Source organism: Sphaerisporangium sp. NPDC004334 (assembly GCF_053602655.1).
In genome coordinates this window covers 213,652-230,140 of the sequence record NZ_JBSGDZ010000013.1, presented here as the reverse complement: position 1 = coordinate 230,140, position 16,489 = coordinate 213,652, and the positions used below count along the sequence as shown (strand labels likewise).

Annotated in this window: 18 protein-coding genes; 5 read left to right on the top strand and 13 right to left on the bottom strand. The window is 72.2% G+C overall.

Translation table 11 applies throughout. The features are described 5' to 3' along the window. Window positions 1-846, top strand: a complete 846-nt coding sequence (locus tag ACWEN6_RS19000) for a hypothetical protein (protein ID WP_452571368.1) — start codon at window positions 1-3, stop codon at window positions 844-846. Here ACWEN6_RS19000 and ACWEN6_RS18995 read toward each other — a convergent pair. The 3 genes from ACWEN6_RS18995 to ACWEN6_RS18985 form a co-directional block, all read right to left on the bottom strand. After that, window positions 827-1,399, bottom strand: a complete 573-nt coding sequence (locus tag ACWEN6_RS18995) for a Pycsar system effector family protein (protein ID WP_452571367.1) — start codon at window positions 1,397-1,399, stop codon at window positions 827-829. The two genes, ACWEN6_RS19000 and ACWEN6_RS18995, sit on opposite strands and share 20 nt — an antisense overlap. A 214-nt stretch (window positions 1,400-1,613) precedes the next feature. Further along, the gene (locus ACWEN6_RS18990) at window positions 1,614-2,399 is read right to left on the bottom strand and encodes a hypothetical protein (RefSeq protein WP_452571366.1); all 786 of its coding nucleotides are present in this window, start codon (window positions 2,397-2,399) and stop codon (window positions 1,614-1,616) included. Between the two features lie 142 nt (window positions 2,400-2,541). Beyond that, window positions 2,542-3,405: a helix-turn-helix transcriptional regulator gene (locus tag ACWEN6_RS18985; protein WP_452571365.1), complete on the bottom strand. Its 864-nt coding sequence runs from the start codon at window positions 3,403-3,405 to the stop codon at window positions 2,542-2,544. Between the two features lie 182 nt (window positions 3,406-3,587). Here ACWEN6_RS18985 and ACWEN6_RS18980 point away from each other — a divergent pair, with 182 nt between their 5' ends. Further along, a complete protein-coding gene (locus tag ACWEN6_RS18980) occupies window positions 3,588-4,619 on the top strand; it encodes an aldo/keto reductase (protein WP_452571364.1) in 1,032 nt (343 codons plus the stop codon). A 109-nt stretch (window positions 4,620-4,728) separates the two neighbouring features. On the opposite strand, the gene ACWEN6_RS18975 is transcribed toward ACWEN6_RS18980, so the two are convergent. After that, entirely contained in the window at window positions 4,729-5,373 is a 645-nt protein-coding gene (locus ACWEN6_RS18975; RefSeq protein WP_452571363.1) for an FMN-dependent NADH-azoreductase, read from the bottom strand. A gap of 160 nt (window positions 5,374-5,533) precedes the next feature. On the opposite strand from ACWEN6_RS18975, the gene ACWEN6_RS18970 reads away from it, so the two are divergent. After that, window positions 5,534-6,508: a YbgA family protein gene (locus ACWEN6_RS18970; RefSeq protein ID WP_452571362.1), complete on the top strand. Its 975-nt coding sequence runs from the start codon at window positions 5,534-5,536 to the stop codon at window positions 6,506-6,508. A 119-nt stretch (window positions 6,509-6,627) separates the two neighbouring features. On the opposite strand, the gene ACWEN6_RS18965 is transcribed toward ACWEN6_RS18970, so the two are convergent. The 3 genes from ACWEN6_RS18965 to ACWEN6_RS18955 form a co-directional block, all read right to left on the bottom strand. Beyond that, entirely contained in the window at window positions 6,628-7,698 is a 1,071-nt protein-coding gene (locus ACWEN6_RS18965; protein WP_452571361.1) for an NAD-dependent epimerase/dehydratase family protein, read from the bottom strand. Between the two features lie 88 nt (window positions 7,699-7,786). Beyond that, window positions 7,787-8,365: a hemerythrin domain-containing protein gene (locus tag ACWEN6_RS18960; protein ID WP_452571360.1), complete on the bottom strand. Its 579-nt coding sequence runs from the start codon at window positions 8,363-8,365 to the stop codon at window positions 7,787-7,789. 112 nt (window positions 8,366-8,477) lie between these two features. Continuing rightward, window positions 8,478-8,900 carry a DUF2795 domain-containing protein gene (locus tag ACWEN6_RS18955; RefSeq protein ID WP_452571359.1) on the bottom strand — a complete coding sequence of 141 codons (423 nt, stop codon included), beginning with the start codon at window positions 8,898-8,900 and terminating at the stop codon, window positions 8,478-8,480. A 296-nt stretch (window positions 8,901-9,196) separates the two neighbouring features. Between ACWEN6_RS18955 and ACWEN6_RS18950 the strand changes: the two genes are divergently transcribed. Next, window positions 9,197-9,646, top strand: a complete 450-nt coding sequence (locus tag ACWEN6_RS18950; protein ID WP_452571358.1) for a DUF4383 domain-containing protein — start codon at window positions 9,197-9,199, stop codon at window positions 9,644-9,646. A 118-nt stretch (window positions 9,647-9,764) separates the two neighbouring features. Continuing rightward, window positions 9,765-10,946: a zinc-dependent alcohol dehydrogenase gene (locus tag ACWEN6_RS18945; RefSeq protein ID WP_354841226.1), complete on the top strand. Its 1,182-nt coding sequence runs from the start codon at window positions 9,765-9,767 to the stop codon at window positions 10,944-10,946. 93 nt (window positions 10,947-11,039) lie between these two features. Here the strand turns inward: ACWEN6_RS18945 and ACWEN6_RS18940 are convergent, their stop codons facing one another. From ACWEN6_RS18940 to ACWEN6_RS18915, 6 genes are all read right to left on the bottom strand, one after another. Next, entirely contained in the window at window positions 11,040-11,417 is a 378-nt protein-coding gene (locus ACWEN6_RS18940) for a DUF488 domain-containing protein (protein WP_452571357.1), read from the bottom strand. 63 nt (window positions 11,418-11,480) lie between these two features. Beyond that, complete coding sequence (locus ACWEN6_RS18935) at window positions 11,481-12,125, bottom strand: N-acetyltransferase family protein (protein WP_452571356.1); 645 nt, start codon at window positions 12,123-12,125, stop codon at window positions 11,481-11,483. Between the two features lie 143 nt (window positions 12,126-12,268). Next, window positions 12,269-13,177, bottom strand: a complete 909-nt coding sequence (gene murQ / locus ACWEN6_RS18930) for an N-acetylmuramic acid 6-phosphate etherase (protein ID WP_354841219.1) — start codon at window positions 13,175-13,177, stop codon at window positions 12,269-12,271. Window positions 13,178-13,244: 67 nt separating this feature from the next. Further along, window positions 13,245-14,402, bottom strand: a complete 1,158-nt coding sequence (locus tag ACWEN6_RS18925) for a GNAT family N-acetyltransferase (RefSeq protein WP_452571355.1) — start codon at window positions 14,400-14,402, stop codon at window positions 13,245-13,247. Beyond that, window positions 14,399-15,406: an ABC transporter ATP-binding protein gene (locus ACWEN6_RS18920; RefSeq protein WP_452571354.1), complete on the bottom strand. Its 1,008-nt coding sequence runs from the start codon at window positions 15,404-15,406 to the stop codon at window positions 14,399-14,401. Before ACWEN6_RS18920 ends, ACWEN6_RS18925 begins: the two co-directional genes overlap by 4 nt. Continuing rightward, window positions 15,403-16,488 carry an ABC transporter ATP-binding protein gene (locus ACWEN6_RS18915; RefSeq protein WP_452571353.1) on the bottom strand — a complete coding sequence of 362 codons (1,086 nt, stop codon included), beginning with the start codon at window positions 16,486-16,488 and terminating at the stop codon, window positions 15,403-15,405. The genes ACWEN6_RS18920 and ACWEN6_RS18915 overlap by 4 nt, the downstream gene beginning before the upstream one ends. Window position 16,489: the final 1 nt, after the last annotated feature.

Genomic DNA, 16,489 nt, shown 5'->3' with positions numbered 1-16,489 from the left:
ATGCCGTTCGCGAAATGCATCAGACGACCCATGCTCGTACAGCGCTGGACGAGGCTTCCGGGTGGGACCAAGGCCAATGGCGATCCGGCGACGGGGCAAGAACCGGTGGCGGCCCGCGAGGATCCCGCCTCTTATGTCTTCACCACACCGTCCCGAGGTGATGGCTTCAAGTTCATGGTCAGCGTGTGGCTCTGGCGGCGTTCGGCGACCGGTTCCCTCGTCTTCCGTCCCTGGAAGGAGCTGAGAGAGGACCAGGAACACTCGATCAAGGATTACGTGAGAGAGATCGTCCGTGACTCGCTGCGACAGTACAGCATCTTCGATGCGGCAGCGGCGGAGCAGGCCGCGAACGACCACTTCCAGCGCTGGCTCAGGGAGCCACCGTCCGGCTCGGTGACGGGCACCTGGCGCGCGACCATCGAAGTCGACGTACCCGAGGAGGTCAGGAGACTTCGTCGCGCGCACGAAAGCGAGCTGTTCCGGGTCGAGGCGAAGGCCGCTGAGATCTCACTCCAGGTGAACAAGCTGCGCGCGTCCCGCACGCTCTGCGAGCAATTCCTGACCGAAGCGATGGACACCGCGACGGCGCGGCATGCGGTACGGCTCACACAAGCGGTCGAGAAGGTGGCGGACATCACCGACAGCATGCTCGACGAACGGGAGAAGAAGGCCGAGCGACTCCTTGCGACCTTGGCCAAGGTCGTGGACGCACAACGGCACGCGAACGCCTTCGAGCTGGTCATCGCCAGCGAGTCGGCGTTGCGGGCCGCGTTCGAGCGGTTGGGCGTCCCGTTGCCAGAGCCGGATCTCGACTCCCCCTTCCCGCTCATGGAGGAGGCGCGCTGAGCACGACATTGATCAGGACCGCCGCCAGGGTGGCGGACATCCCGCCGAGCAGGAGCCAGAATCCCCACCGGATGAGGCGGTACTTCTGGCCGACGATCCGGCTGATCCTGTAGAGCTGATCGGCGACGCGTTCCAGGTCCAGCGTCGATGAACGGATCAGCGCCCCGGAGACGGCCGCAGCGGACCCGAAGCGGAGCACATCGGCGTAGTACATGACAGCGCCGCTCTCCTTCCTGCGATCCAGACGCGGATACACCGCACGGGCGAGCACCACCACCGATGTCAGAGCAGTGGCCGCTCCTGCCCACCACAGCCACTCAATGGCGTTGGACAAACTGAACGGCGACCAGCTCCCGGCCAGCAGACCGCCCGCGATGGCGCCGAGCCCGATTCCCACGATCCCGAGGAGTACCTGTGCCTTGGTATCGGCCCGGTTCAGCTCCTCGCGGGTCTCCTGGAGCAGCTGGGTTCCGTAAGCACACGCGTCCTCTTCGGCTGCCTGCTGCTGGTTCTGGCCGGACAAGTAATAAGCTCGCGCGATCCTACGGAACATCAGCCACCCGTCGCCTCCAGTCGATCGGCTCCCCCACGGAGGAAGTCGGCCGAACCTGCCCTACAAGGGGGTCCATATCACGCCTCCACAAGCGTGACCATCGGCTGGGCGGAGTTCCCGACCCATCATGTGGTCCTCTCCCTCCGCCATTTCGCCCTGTTCCTGATCGGCTCGACGGTTCTTTCCGCTCAACCGGATCCGGTGTGGCCGATGGTCAGTGACAGCGGCGGGTCCATCGTTTGTTCGGGTGGACGCTGTGGCAGGTTTCGGTGGTCGATGATCCGGAACCGTCACCGTCGGTGCAGACGCCGTTGTACGTCCTGGTGCACTTGTCGGTGGCGACGCACCTTCCGTTGATCGTGTAGGTGCAGTACTCGTCGTCTTCCTCGCCGGCTTCGGTCTCGTCCGTGTCCGAGTCCTCGTAGTCGATCGCCGCCTCGGCCGCGTCCCCGCCTCTTCTGCGGGCGCGGTAGGTGTCGCCGTACGGCTTGCGGAAGGAACCGTCCTCGGCCTTCTTCCCCACCGGCGGCACCCGGCCGTCGATCCGGATGTAGTACCAGCCGTAGCCCTTCTCGCCGTCGTCGCACCTGATCTCGGAGAACCGGATCCGGGTGCTCCTCAGTACGCATATCTCGACACGATCCTCGACGTCGGTGATCATCACCTTCGTGCCGACGCCGCCTTTCGCGGGCGCCCGGTAGAGGTCGCCCTTCGGCCGCTTGGACGAGCCGCGCTTGGCCGTCGAGCCGACGGCCGGCACCCGGGCGCTCAGCGGGAGGTAGTACCAGGTGACCGCGGGCTGCGCGTCGTCACACCCCCGGTAATTGACCCGCGTCCGCGTCTTCGTGGTGACGCAGATCTCTATGTGGCCCGTGGCCGCCTCGCCGGTGTCATCGGGCTCGTCATATTGCCTTCCCGGAACCGGCTGCGAGTCGAACGGAACCGGGGACTCACTACGGGCGGGACTGCATGCCGACGCGGCACATGCGGCGACCGCCAACAATGACGTCGCCGTGCGGAGTAATCGTGACCTGGTCAAGGGTCCTCGCCATGTCGGAACGAAATGGTCGGTCGATCAACGACGAGGACGCGAGCCGAGTTCCGAGCACGCTTCCACTCGTCCAGAGCCGCTGTTCCAGGGGTCAGAAGGCGGCGGTGGCGGGTTCGGTGAGGGTGCGGAGTTTGGCCGCTGTGGGGGAGCCTTTGGGGGCCGTGTAGGTGCACAGGCGCTGGCCGGGGTCGGTCGGCAGGGAGAACGCCTCGTAGGTCAGCACCAGTTCGCCCACCTGCGGGTGGAGGATGCGCTTGATGCCCTGGGTTCGTTCTCTGACCGCCTGGACGTCCCAGTAGTGCCGGAACTCCTCGCTATGTTCTCGCAGGTCACAGACCACCCGCTGCACCCGGGACTCGTCCTCGCGGCGGCCGATCTGCGCCCGGAGGCTCGCGACGGTCTCCTCCGCCTCCGCCTCCCAGTCGGGATGCAGCGCCTTGGCGTCGGGGTGCAGGAACATCAGCCGGGCGCCGTTGAGCTCCGCCTCCGGGAGCGCGTCGAGGTCGAACCAGATGCGGCCGATGATCGTGTTCCAGGCCAGCAGGTCGGTGCCGGGGCCGTAGACGACGGCGGGGACGGTGTCCCCCATGGCCTCCAGCAGTTCCAGGAGCTGCGGCCGTACGCGCGGGCGTGCGCCGGCGCCGGCGTCGCAGACCCCGGTGGGGGCGCCCCGTCGGCCGTGGGAGATGTTGCGCAGGAAGGCGTGCTCGTCCGGGGTCAGCCGCAGCGCCCGCGCGATCGCGTCGATCACCGCGTCGGAGACGGCGTGCGCCCGCCCCTGTTCGATGCGCGTGTAGTAGTCGACGCTCACCCCGGCGAGCCGTGCGACCTCCTCGCGGCGCAGCCCGCGCACCCGCCGCCGTGCGAGGCCGTCCGGCAGCCCCAGGGACGCGGCGTCCAGCGCGGCCCGTCGTGCCTTCAGAAATGGAGTGATCTCGTCCTCGGCATGCCCCATGCCAGTCATTATGCGGCGGCCGGGTCGCTGGGGGGTTCTGCCGGACCCAGGTTGCGCCTGACCTGGTGCCGTCCCGGCGCGAAACGGAGACTGGACTCCGTATCCGCGAAACGACGTGTCCGCGAAGGATGCGGGCACGAGACGACGTGTCGACAGCAACGATCCGCAGGAGGCGGTACCTCGTGAAGCGCAGCACCCTCGGTGGGACCGGCATCTCGGTCAGCCGGTACGCACTCGGCGCGATGATGTTCGGCGCCCTCGCCAACAAGGACGTCGACGACTGCGTGCGCATCATCCACCGCGCCCTCGACGCCGGCGTCAACTTCGTCGACACCGCCGACATCTACTCGCAGGGAGAGTCGGAGGAGATCGTCGGCAAGGCGCTCAAGGGACGCCGCGACGACGTCGTCCTGGCGACCAAAGCCCACGGCTCGATGGGCCCGGACGCCAACCACGGCGGGAACTCCAGGCGCTGGCTCGTCCGTGAGGTCGAGAACAGCCTGCGCCGGCTGGGCACCGACCACATCGATCTCTACCAGATCCACCGGCCCGACCCGGCCACCGACATCGACGAGACCCTCTCCGCGCTCACCGACCTGGTGCGGGCGGGCAAGGTGCTGGCCGTGGGAAGCTCCACCTTCCCGGCGGAGCAGATCGTGGAGGCGCAGTGGGTCTCCGAGCGGCGCGGCCACGTCCGCTTCCGCACCGAGCAGCCGCCGTACTCGATCCTGGCGCGCGGCGTGGAGGCGGCGGTGCTGCCGACGGCGCAGAAGTACGGGATGGGCGTGCTGAGCTGGGGTCCGCTGTCGGCGGGCTGGCTGTCCGGCCGCTACACCCAGGCCGCGGACATCGACCTGGCGAGCACCGGCCGCGCGGCCGTCGAACGGCACAAGTTCGACCCCTCGCTGCCCGGGAACGCGGCCAAGCTCCAGGCCGTCGGCGAGCTGTCGAAGCTCGCGGCGGGGGCCGGCCTGTCGCTGGCGCACATGGCGGTCGGGTTCGTCCTGGCCCACCCGGCGATCACCTCGGTGATCATCGGCCCGCGCACCATGGAGCAGCTCGACGACCTGCTGGCCGGCGCGGACACGGTGCTGACGGAGGACGTGCTGGACCGGATCGACGAGATCGTGCCGCCGGGCACCGACCTCAACCGGGCGGACAGCTACTACGTGCCGCCGGCCCTGGCGGACAAGGCGCTGCGCCGGCGGGCGTGAACCGCTCGGTCCCGGCGGGGGCGGCCACCCCCGCCGCGGCCGACCCTGCGGTCCGCGGCGGCGCGGACCGCGGAGGGCGCACCGGAGGGCCGGCGGTCCGCCCGGCCGGTCAGCGCTCCGCCTCGGCGAGGACGCGTGTCCGGGCCGCGGCCAGAGAGGCGGCCTGCCGTTCGCGCAGGTGCGCCAGGCCCGGGTCGACCCGCGCGTTGGTCAGCTCGGCGTGGACGAAGGTGACGTCCTCGACTCCGAAGTGGCCCGCGAAGAAGTCGCGCAGATAGCGCTCCTGGTGGTCGAACGGCTCGCGCGGAGTGCCCGGCCCGTACGCGCCGCCACGAGCGCCGGTGACCACGAACCGGCGGCCGGCCAGCGACATCTTGGGGAAGGTGACCTGGTCGAGCCAGGCTTTGAGCGCCGAGGGGATGGAGAAGTTGTACATCGGCGTCCCGATCAGCACCACGTCGGCGGCGGTCAGCTCCCCCAGCAGCGGGGCGAGGGTCGCCCACGCCTCCTGCTGGGCGGGGGTGCGCACGGCCTCCCGGTAGCGGGCGATGTCGGTGATCCCGTGTGCCAGCACGTAGTCGCACAGCTCGGTCCACGGCTGCCCGATGTGCGGGACGGGGTCGGCCGCCAGGTCGCGGTAGGTGTAGCGGCCCTCCGGGTGGGCGGTGCGCCAGACCTCGGCGAACGCCCGGGAGAGGTCTCGGGAGACCGAGGTGCTCCGGGCGCTGGCGTCCAGGTGCAGCAGATGGCTCATGACGATCCGTCCCCTCCAACCGGACACCATGTCCAGTTAGTGGGCCTAGCCTATCCACATGTGGACACCTCGTCCACATGTGTCGGACGCATCCGCGGAGGGGAGCGCTGCCGAAGGGACAGTGAGGGACGCGGCACTCGCCAAAGGATCGAACGGACCAATGCCAACAGACAACGCAAATCCTCCGGTGAACGCCGAGCGGCGGCCACGGCCGCGGATCGCGGTGTCGAGCTGCCTGCTCGGGGAGCCCGTGCGGTTCAACGGCGGCCACAGCCGCGACCGCTTCGTGTCCGGCGCCCTGGCCCCCTGGGTCGACTGGATACCGATCTGCCCGGAGATCGAGATCGGCCTGGGCGCCCCCCGCGAGACGCTTCACCTGGAGGCGGCGCCCGGCGGTACGCGCCTGATGACCCGCGCCTCGCGCAGGGACCTCACCGAGCCGATGACCGCGCTGGCCAAGGCGCGCGCGGCGGCGCTGCGGGTGGACGGCTACCTCTTCAAGGCCAAGAGCCCGACCTGCGGCCTGCACGGCGTCCCCGTCCACGGCTCGGGACGGCGCGGGCGGGGGCTGTACGCGGAGGCGATGATCGCGGCGCATCCGCTGCTGCCGGTGGAGGACGAGGGCCGGCTGCACGACGACGTGCTGCGCGAGGCGTTCGTGGAACGGATTTTCGCCCACGCCCGCCTGCGGGCGCTGCTGGAGGGCGAGTGGCGGGCGGGCGACCTGGTGGCGTTCCACTCCCGGCACAAGATGCAGATCCTCGCGCACGACCCGGCGGAGTACCGCCGGATGGGCCGGCTGGTCGCCGAGGCGGGCACCGACGCGCCGGAACGGCTCGCCGCCGCCTACGGCCGAGCCTTCCGCGTGGCACTGACCACCCGGGCGAGCGTCGGCCGCAACGTCAACGTGCTGCAACACTGCCTCGGCATGGTGAGCGACGACCTGGACGGGGCGCGGCGCGCCGACCTGGTCGAGGTGATCGACGCCTACCGCGCGCACCGGGTCGCCCTGAGCGTGCCGCTCGCCTTGCTGCGCCACCACGTCAAGGGCACGGGCATGGCGTACCTGGCCGAGCAGACCTACTTCTCGCTCTACCCGGACGAACTGGGGTTGCGCAACCACATCCCCCGCTGACCGGCCCCCACGCGCCCCCCTCAGGAGACCGGCGGCCGGTCGCGGTCATGAATCCGGCCGGTCGCCGCTACGAGCCGTCGAGCGTGCCGTCGGCGAAGGCGGAGCCCCGCCGGAAGGCGTCAGGGACGCCGGCCGACGCCGGTCGCGAGTTCGCCGACCCGGCCGGGGCCGCCGGCGTGGGCGTCCAGCACGGGGGTCGGCATGCCCGCCCCGGTGCGCAGGCCCTCCAGCAGCTCGCCGACCGCCTCGATCGCGGTGTGTTCCGGCCGCCAGCCGAGGACCGTGCGCGCCCGCGTGGTGTCCATGACCGGGATGCGCAGCGCCATCTCCATCAGCCCGGGAGAGGCGGGGATCAGGCGCAGATGCCAGGCCGCCGCGACCGCGGTCCGCGCCATCAGCGGCGAGACCGGCACCAGGCGCGCGCCGAGCAGCCTGGCAAGGGCGGCGGCGTCCAGCACCGGCTCGGCGGCGAGGTTGAACGCGCCGACGACCGAGCGGGTCACGGCCAGCCGGTAGGCCCGCCCCACGTCCAGGGAGTGCAGCGCCTGCACGCGCAGGCCCGGGATGTCCGGCACGAACGGGATCCGGCCCGCGCGCAGCAGCCGGCCGGGCAGGAAGGGACCGGCGAACAGACGGCGCTGCTCGGCGGCCGCTCCCCGCTTGAAGATGAACCCCGGGCGCATCCGCACGACGCGGATGCTCGGGTGATCGTTCTCGAACACGTCGAGGACCCGCTCCAGGTAGGCCTTCTCCCGCGAGTAGGCGGCGCCCGGCCATCCGTGGGTCGGCCAGCTCTCGTCCACCGCGCCGTCCTTCGGCCCCGGCGAGTACGCGCCGACCGAGGAGGCGTGCACCAGGATCTGCACCCCCGCCTCGGCCACGGCGCGGAAGAGGCGCATGCCTCCCAGGACGTTCGCCCGCCACGTCGTGACCGGGTCACGGGTCGGCTGGAACAGCCAGGCGAGGTTGACCACGGCGTCGGCGCGGGCGAACAGGCCGGTGAGGTCGCTCGTGGTGATGTCGGCCGAGCGCCACTGGGTCCTGCCCGGTACGTCCGCGCCGGCGCCGGGGCGGCGGGCGGGCAGCCGCCGGGCGACCCCGACGATCGAGGTGACGTCGGGATCGGACTCGAGCGCGGAGATCACGCTCGTTCCGACATTGCCGGTCGCGCCCACCACGATGACTCTCATAGAACGCTGCTGCCCCCGCCATACCGGCCCAAACGCGGGCAGACGCGATCATCTGACCCGGTTGGGACAGGCATTTGACCGGGTTGGGTCAGGTCTTGCCCCGGCCGGTGAACAGGTCGTGGATGCGGTCCACCAGGCCGGCGCCGGGAGCCAGCAGCTTGTTGGCCGGCGGCCGGTCCGGCGCGGCGGGATGCGGCCGGGTAGGGGCGAGCTTCTTCATCATCGTGATCTTCTTGCCCAGGGCGGCCAGTTCCTCCGCGTCGGCGTACCGCACCAGCTCGGGGAACAGGTGCGCCTCCTCGTCCTTGATGTGCTCCCTGATGGTGGCCATCAGGTCCTCGAGCAGCCCTTCGAAGGCCGGGGCGTCGACCCCGTCGTCAAGGGCCTTCTCCAGCTGCTTCATCAGGCGCTCGGCCTGGGCGTGCTCGGCGATCTCCCGGTCGGCCAGCCGGTCGCCGTCCGGGATGAACGCGCGGGCGGCCGGGTACAAGTAGGCCTCCTCGGCGACCGAGTGCCCGACCAGCTCGATGATCACCTTCTCGGTCAGCTCCCTGCGGCGGTCGTCCTGCCCCTTGCCGCGCAGGCGCTCCAGCTCCGCGAAGGTCTCCTCCACCTCCCGATGGTCCATGGTGAGGACGGTGATCGCGTCACCGCCGTGCTTCATCATGCTTCCTCCTCGCACTGCACCGAACTCTGCCAATGTCGTCGGCGGTTACCCGGTGCGGACGACGGGAAACCGCCATGGCCATGGAGAACGCGGGTGGACGGGCGCCCCGCCCCTAGTCGCCGGAGCGGCGCTCCCGTCCCAGCCCCAGCGCCTCGGCCATGTCCGCGATGTTGCGGAAGGAGCCGTCGGGCAGGTCGCGCAGCGCCCGCACCACCGCGTCCGGCACCGCCGGGTTCCCCTCCGCGTGGGCGAGGATCTCGTCGCGGTCGGCCGGGTAGTGGACCTCGACGAGCCATCGGGCGAGGTTGCTGCGCTGGTCGACCTCGTTCTGCGTCATCCCGGGCGCGACCCCGGGCTCGTGGCCGGGCGCGTACCCCTGCGGGCGCAGGTCGTCCTCGGCGTCGCTCACGGGCTCGGGCTCCCGCCATTCCTCGGCGTGCCCGGTGACGCCCCCTCGCGTGAGGCCGGCGGTCTCGTGCTTGATCTCCTCATCGAGGCGGGGACCGTGCTTGTCGCTGCCGCGTTCCAGGTTCATTGACGTGTCCTTTCGATGTGGACCGCGGCATGTACCCCGTCACGCGCGCGCGAACCACCCTTTCCCGGCCCGGCGCCCGCCGCATGCGCTCTGACCTCGGCGGAAGAGCCGGGGCGGCCGGGCGATCCGGCGCCGGGAAAAGAATTCGCCAAAAAAATAAAAGGCCCTTTTGCAGGATATTCGCGGGCTCCGCGACCGCCGAAGTCAGCGTCAGGTGAACGACCTTGTATATGCACGGCGGACAGGGGTAGCGGGGGTCTGGGCGACCACGCCCGTGTATTCCAACTGGAGGACCCATGAACGCGATCCACACGCGAACCGCGCGCACGCCGCTGCAGGCGGCCTCGCTCGTGGTGGGAGTGGTGTTCCTCGTCGTCGGCGTGCTGGGCTTCATCCCCGGTGTCACCACGAACCTGGACGACCTGCAGTTCGCCGGCCACCACTCGGACGCGATGCTCCTCGGCGTCTTCGAGGTGTCGATCCTGCACAACATCGTGCACCTGCTGTTCGGCGTCGCCGGCATCGTCCTGGCCCGCACGTGGCAGGGGGCGCGCGCCTTCCTCATCGGCGGCGGCGCGATCTACCTGCTGCTGTGGGTGTACGGCATGCTCGTCGGCCACGACACCGCGGCCAACTTCGTCCCGGTCAACGGCGCCGACAACTGGCTGCACCTGCTCCTCGGTCTCGGCATGATCGCGCTGGGCTTCGCGCTCGGCCGCCGGTCGGTCACCGCCGGCCGGTTGTGACGGCCCCGGCGGGCATCGCGGACGGCTCTCGCGGAACGGCCGCCGGCGGACCGGCCGCCACGGGCGGCCATGACGGAACGGACAGCAACGGCGACCATCGGGGTGGAGGAAGCAGGCCATGAAAGCCGTCACCTGGCACGGCAAGCGCGACGTACGGGTCGAGGAGGTCCCCGACCCGGCGATCAAGGAACCGACCGACGCGGTCATCAAGGTGACCTCCACCGGCATCTGCGGCTCCGACCTGCACCTGTACGAGATCATGGGCCCGTTCATGACCGAGGGCGACATCCTCGGCCATGAGCCCATGGGCATCGTCCAGGAGGTCGGCGCCGAGGTGACCCACATCGCCCCCGGCGACCGGGTGGTCATCCCCTTCAACATCTCCTGCGGCCACTGCCACATGTGCGGCATGAAGCTGTACGCGCAGTGTGAGACGACGCAGGTGCGCGAGCACGGCACCGGCGCCGCGCTGTTCGGCTACACCAAGCTGTACGGCCAGGTGCCCGGCGGGCAGGCCGAGTACCTCCGGGTGCCGCAGGCGCAGTTCGGCCCGATCAAGGTGCCGCAGGGCCCGCCCGACGAGCGGTTCGTCTATCTGTCGGACGTGCTGCCCACGGCCTGGCAGGCCGTGGCCTGGGCGGACATCCCTGAAGGGGGCAGCGTCACGGTGTTCGGCCTCGGGCCGATCGGGCAGATGTCCGCGCGCGTGGCCCGGCACCTCGGGCACCGGGTGATCGCGGTGGACGGCGTGCCCGAGCGCCTGGCGATGGCCCGCCGCCACGGCGTCGAGGTCATCGACGCGCGCGAGTGCGACGACGTCCCCGAGGCGGTCCGCGAGCTGACCGGCGGGCGGGGCACCGACTCGGTGATCGACGCGGTCGGCATGGAGGCGCACGGCTCGCCGCTGGCCAAGCTGGCCCAGAGCGCCACCGGGCTGCTGCCCGATGCGGTGGCCGCCCCGTTCATGCGCAACGCGGGCGTCGACCGGCTGGCCGCGCTGAACCAGGCCATCGAGACCGTGCGGCGCGCCGGGACCATCTCGATCTCCGGCGTCTACGGAGGCATGGCCGACCCGATGCCGATGCTGCGCCTGTTCGACAAGGGCGTGACCCTGCGCATGGGACAGGCCCACGTCAGGCGCTGGATCGACGACGTGCTGCCGCTGGTGAGCGACGACACCGACCCTCTGGGCGTCATGGACCTGGCCACCCACCGCCTGCCGCTGGACCAGGCCCCGCACGGGTACGAGATCTTCCAGAAGAAGCGGGACGGCGCCGTGAAGGTCCTGCTCACCCCCTGACGGTCACGGGGCCGTCAGGTGCCGAGCATCCGTGACGGCCCACGGCCGCCCGACGTGAGGGACGGGGTACCCACCATTGAGCCGGCCCGTCCCTCACCGGGGCGCCCTCGCGCCGCTCCTGGCCTCGCCGAGCAGGCCGGCGAGGACGGCGGCGTGGCTGCGCCCGGCGTCCCGGGTAGCGGTCAGCAGCGTCACCGGGCCTTCCCGCGCCAGTTCCGCGATGCGGTCCAGGGCGCGGCGGCGGACCGGATCGTCCAACTCGGTGAGGTAGCGGTCGCGGAAGGCCTCGAACTTCGCTGGATCGTGGCCGTACCACGTGCGCAGCTCGCCGGACGGCGCGACGTCCTTGAGCCACTCGTCCACGTGGGCCGCGTCCTTGGCCACGCCGCGCGGCCACAGGCGGTCCACCAGCAGGCGGGCGCCGTCCTCGGGGTCCGGGGCGTCGTAGACGCGGCGCACCTGTACCGGCATCCGCGCCCTCCCATCGCCGGAGCCCGGCCGGATGCCCGGAGGGACGCCCGGGCCGGCCGCGGGTCACTGGGAGATATGCCCGTTTCTGTGGTCCTCACCCCGGCCGCCGGCGCGCAGCCGCCGCCGCGGTGAGGAGCCCGCGCCGCCGGGAGGCGAGCCGCGCAGCACGACCCGGGGATCGCGGGTGCCCAGGTCGAGGTACATCCGGACCTCGTCGAAGCGCTCCATGCCGACCTCGATGACGTTCGGCAGCCGTCCCCACTCGCGAAAGCCCATCTCCTCGTACAGCTCGATGGCCCCGTGGTTGTTGCCGCGCGCCCCGAGGGTCAGGGTCTCCAGCCCGGCGGCGCGCGCGCTGTCGACCAGGCCGGCGAGGACCAGGCGGCCGAGGCCGAGGCCGCGCGCCGTCGGGTGAGCCATGACCTTGCCGATCTCGCCGGAGTGCGCGAAGACCTGCGCGGAGGCGCGCTTCCACAGGCCCATCGCCTGGACCACGCCGTCCACCTGGGCCAGGGTCAGGGCCGCCCGGCCGTGCCGGGCGTCGGCGAGGATCTCCTCCACCAACAGGTCGGTCTCCCGCCTGCCGGGCGGGGTGAGGTAGCCGACCGCGCCGCCGGCCGCCACGACCGCGTGGATCACGCGGTGCACCTGTTCGAGGAGCGCGTCGTCGGGCACAGACGGCCAGGTCAGGTCGATGCGGGGAGACATGTCTGTGAATTATGCCCATCCACGCCGGGCAGCCCCGCGGCAGCCCGGCGAGACCAGCGGGACCGGGGCTTCGCGGGCCTTGCCCGGGCGGCCGCCGCGCCCCGTCGCGCCCGGCCTCTGAGGGCGGCCCGCGTGCGGAGAGGTCACGCGGGGCGGGCGTCCAGGACGAGGTCGAGGCGGTCGTCGTAGGCGGCCAGCAGCAGGCGGGCCTCGTCGGCGGCCAGGCCGCGGCGCACCATGACGACGGCGGTCTTGACCTGGTGCCCGGCCTCCTCCAGGGCCCGGCGGGCCACGGCAATGTCGGCGCCGGTGATCTCGGCGACGATGCGCGCCGCCCGCGCGACGAGCTTGGTGTTGCTCGCCGACACCTCGACCATGTAGTTCCCGAAGGTCCGGCCGCACTTGATCATGGAGATGGTCGAGATCATGTTGAGCACGAGCTTCTGCGCCGTGCCGGCCTTCAGGCGCGTCGAGCCGGCCACCACCTCCGGGCCGACGATGACCTCGATCGCGTGGTCGGCCGCCTCCGACAGCGGCGTGCCGACGTTGCACGACAGCCCCGCCGTCAGCGCGCCCAGCCGGCGGGCCTGCGCGACGGCGGCGACGACGAACGGCGCGCGCCCGCTGGCGGACAGGCCCACCACCGCGTCCGCCGGACCGACGCCGTGCTCGCGCATGGCGGCGGCGCCCGCCTCCGCGTCGTCCTCGGCCCCCTCGACCGACCGGGTCAGCGCGGGCGTCCCTCCGGCGATGATCCCGCGCACCGTCCCGGGGTCGGTGCCGAACGTCGGCGGGCACTCCGAGGCGTCCAGCACCGCGAGCCGCCCGGAGGTCCCCGCGCCCACGTACAGCAGCCGCCCGCCGCCGCGCATGCGGGCGACGATGCCATCGATCGCGGCGGAGATCTCCGGCACCGCCCTGGCCACCGCCGCCGGCACCGTGGAGTCGGCCGCGTTCATCAGCCGCGCGATCTCGTCGGTCGGCAGGCGGTCGATCTGGCGGTAGCGCGGATCTATCTGCTCCGTCGTGGCCGGCGGGGCGAATGGTCGCATCGTGGCTCTCCTCATCTTCCGGGGGTCGTGCTGATGCTCGCCGGGCCGCGGCCCGGGCGCGGCAGGTTCAGTCGAGGTGGCGGCGGTAGAGCCAGAACACCCGCTCCACGCGCGCGCCGACGGCCCTGGCGTAGAAGCGGACCGGGCCCACCCAGCCGATCTGGGTGGTGCGCAGGCCGGCGGCGGCCTGTTCGGCCAGGCAGCGCCGCAGCAGGACGCGGCCGACGCCGAGCCCGCGGGCCGCTTCGTCGGTGCCCATCGGGCCGAACCACCCGGGCCGGGCGCCCCAGGCGGCGAAGCCGAGGATCTCGCCGTCGCGGACGGCGTAGTGGCAGCCGGTCGCCTGCTCGACCTCCCAGGCCCAGGCGTCGTTCCAGTGCCGCCGGACGAACGCGGCCACCTCGCCCCGCTCCCCCGGCGCGGCCGTGTGCACCGCGACCCCGGCCGCGGCGAGCCGCCCGGCCTCCTCGGGGTCCTCGGCGGCGCGGTCCGAGCCGCCGGCGCCGGGGTGGTCGGCGGGAGCCGCCCGGCCGTGGTCCTCTGTGGTGCCGGGCGCGAACGGCGCCAGGCCGGCGGTCATGTTCCAGGCGGTGCGGTGGCGCTCGTAGCCCAGGCTCTCGGCCAGGCAGACCGCCGGGGTGTAACGCACGTCGATGCCCGGCCAGGCGTAGCAGGGCGGGTTGCCGGCCAGCCGGACCTCCCGCACGCCGCGCTCGCGCAGCCACTCCTCGGCGGCGCGCAGCAGAGTCCTGCCGAGCCCGCGTCCCCGCGCCGCGGGCCGCACGGCCAGCAGGTCCACGTGCCCGACCCCCTCGGTGGCCGACAACGAGGCGAACACGACCCCGTCCAGGCACGGCAGGGTGAGCGCCGTCCACTCGCGGCCCTCGGGCGGCGCGGCCAGCCGGGACACGATCAGCGACGCGTCCTCGGCGTCGAAGACGAGCGCCTCCCGGGCCACCTCGCCGGCGATCGCCAGCTCGGCCGGCAGCACGGGACGGACGCCCGCGGGCCCGTGCGCGGGCCCGGCCCCGTGCAGGCCGTTCGCGAGCTCGGCGCCTTCGAAGTCGCCCGCGAGACCTGCGACCGGGGAGCCGGGCACAGAGCCGTTCTCGGAGCCGTTCGGGGCGCCGTTCGGGGCGCCGTTCGGGGGGCCGTTCGGGGCGCCGTTCGGGGGGCCGTTCGGGGCGCCGTTCGGGGGGCCGGGGCTCTCGGGGACGCCGCTCACGCCACGGCCTCCACGGGGATGACCTCGCGGCGCTGCGGATGGAAGCAGGCGTGCTCGTGCGTGCTCACCACGCAGCCGGCCAGGACCGGCCGCTCCTTCTCGCACCGCTCGGTGCGGAACGGGCATCGGGGAGCGAACAGGCACCCCTCGTCGGCGTGGCGCTCGTTCAGCGCCTCGGTCGGCACGACGCGCTCGCGCCCGGGCCGCTCCAGCCCGTGCAGCACGGGGATCGCCGACAGCAGCGCCTGGGTGTAGGGGTGGACGGGCCCGGTGATGACGGTCTCGGTGAGCCCGCGCTCCACCACCTGCCCCCGGTAGAGCACGTACAGCTCCCCCTGGCCGCCGATGTACCGGGCGGTGGCGATGTCGTGGGTGATGAACAGCAGGCTCACCCCGAGCCGCTCGCGCAGGTCCTTCAGCAGGGCGAGGATGCTCAGCCGCATCGACACGTCGATCATGGAGACCGACTCGTCGGCGACCAGCATCTCGGGGTCCACGGTGAGCGCGCGGGCGATGACGACGCGCTGGCGCATGCCGCCCGAGAGCTGGTGGGGGTAGCGGCCGAGCACGTAGCCCGGGTCGATGCCCACCAGCGCGAGCAGTTCCTCCGCGCGGGCGTCGATCCAGGACGAGGAGCGGCCGGTCTGCGAGGCGCGCAGCGCGAGCGGCGCCCGCAGGGTCTGGTGGATCGTGCGGGTCGGGTTGAGCGCGGAGTAGGGGTCCTGGTGGATGAGCTGGATGCGCCGGAAGTACGGCCGGCGGCGGCGCGGGCTGAGCGGCGTCATCGGCGTGCCGTCGATGACGATCTCGCCGGAGTCGTAGGTCTCCAGCCCGGCGACGATGCGGCCGAGAGTGGTCTTGCCGCATCCGGACTCGCCGATGAACGACACCGCGCCGCCCTTGGGGACGGTGAAGTCGATGCCGCGCAGCGCCTTGACCTCGCGAGCGCCGAGGACGTCGCCGCGCTGCTTGTAGGTCCTGGTGATGCCGGTCCCGGTGATCACGCGTGCTCCTTCCGGCGTTCGGCGGGCCTGGCCGCCTCGGCGGCGTGACAGGCGACGGTCCTGCCGTTCTCGATGACGGACGGCGGTTCCACGGTCTCGCAGACCTCCATGCGGAGCGGGCAGCGCTCCTGGAAGACGCATCCCCGCTTGGGCACGGTGCCGAGCGTGGGCGGGCGTCCGGGCAGCGCGCGCGACTGGGTGATGTCGCCCGACAGGCGGGGGATCGCCTGGATCAGCCCGCGGGTGTAGGGGTGGCGGGGCGAGCCGAGCACCTCCATGGTCGGGCCGTGCTCGACCACCCGCCCGCCGTACATGACGGCGAGCCGGTCGGTGACCTCGGCGGCCACGCCCATGTCGTGGGTGACCATCAGCGTGGTCAGCCCGCGCTCCTGGTGGATCTCGCGGACGATGCGCAGGATGGTCGCCTGGGTGATCATGTCGAGCGCGGTGGTGGGCTCGTCGAGGATGACCAGCCGGGCGTTGAGCACCAGCGCGAGCATGATGCCCACCCGCTGGCGCATGCCGCCGGACAGCTCGTGCTGGTGGGAGTCCAGCACGCGGGCGCCGTCCAGGCCCATCCGCTCCAGCAGGCTCTTGGCGTCCCGCACGAGCACGGGAAGGTCGTCCACGTCGTGCGAACGGCCGAGGTCCAGCAGCTGCTTGCCGATCGTCTTGAGCGGGTTCAGGGAGTTCTGGGCGGCCTGGAAGACGTACCCGAGGTGCCGGCCGCGCGCCCGGCGCAGCCGGTCGCCCGCCAGGTCCACGACGTCGCCGAGCCCGTCGATCTCCACGCTGCCGCCGGCGATGCGGCCGGGCGGCTGGACGGCGTTGAGCAGCGAGAGCGCCAGCGTGGACTTGCCGGAGCCGGACTCCCCCACGATGCCGGTGATGGTGCCGGGCTCGATCGTGAGGCTGACGCCGCCGAGGGCGGGCAGCTCCCCGAGCGGCGTCCGGTAGACCACGGTGAGGTCGCGGACCCGCACCCCGGGCGCCGTCGCCGCGGCGGTGCCCACGACCAGGCCGGGGACGGCGGATGACTCGGGGCGGGGAGACTCCCCGACCCCGTGGGAGATGGTGGTCACC

Coding starts and splice junctions, on each gene's coding strand:
- ACWEN6_RS18940 (WP_452571357.1), bottom strand. CDS start 11,417: ATGCCGGTACAGGTGCGCCGCGTCTACGACGCCCCGGACCCCGAGGAC.
- murQ (WP_354841219.1), bottom strand. CDS start 13,177: ATGCGACCATTCGCCCCGCCGGCCACGACGGAGCAGATAGATCCGCGC.
- ACWEN6_RS18970 (WP_452571362.1), top strand. CDS start 5,534: ATGCCAACAGACAACGCAAATCCTCCGGTGAACGCCGAGCGGCGGCCA.
- ACWEN6_RS18960 (WP_452571360.1), bottom strand. CDS start 8,365: ATGATGAAGCACGGCGGTGACGCGATCACCGTCCTCACCATGGACCAT.
- ACWEN6_RS18935 (WP_452571356.1), bottom strand. CDS start 12,125: ATGTCTCCCCGCATCGACCTGACCTGGCCGTCTGTGCCCGACGACGCG.
- ACWEN6_RS18985 (WP_452571365.1), bottom strand. CDS start 3,405: ATGGGGCATGCCGAGGACGAGATCACTCCATTTCTGAAGGCACGACGG.
- ACWEN6_RS18945 (WP_354841226.1), top strand. CDS start 9,765: ATGAAAGCCGTCACCTGGCACGGCAAGCGCGACGTACGGGTCGAGGAG.
- ACWEN6_RS19000 (WP_452571368.1), top strand. CDS start 1: ATGCCGTTCGCGAAATGCATCAGACGACCCATGCTCGTACAGCGCTGG.
- ACWEN6_RS18965 (WP_452571361.1), bottom strand. CDS start 7,698: ATGAGAGTCATCGTGGTGGGCGCGACCGGCAATGTCGGAACGAGCGTG.
- ACWEN6_RS18955 (WP_452571359.1), bottom strand. CDS start 8,900: ATGAACCTGGAACGCGGCAGCGACAAGCACGGTCCCCGCCTCGATGAG.
- ACWEN6_RS18975 (WP_452571363.1), bottom strand. CDS start 5,373: ATGAGCCATCTGCTGCACCTGGACGCCAGCGCCCGGAGCACCTCGGTC.
- ACWEN6_RS18950 (WP_452571358.1), top strand. CDS start 9,197: ATGAACGCGATCCACACGCGAACCGCGCGCACGCCGCTGCAGGCGGCC.
- ACWEN6_RS18995 (WP_452571367.1), bottom strand. CDS start 1,399: ATGTTCCGTAGGATCGCGCGAGCTTATTACTTGTCCGGCCAGAACCAG.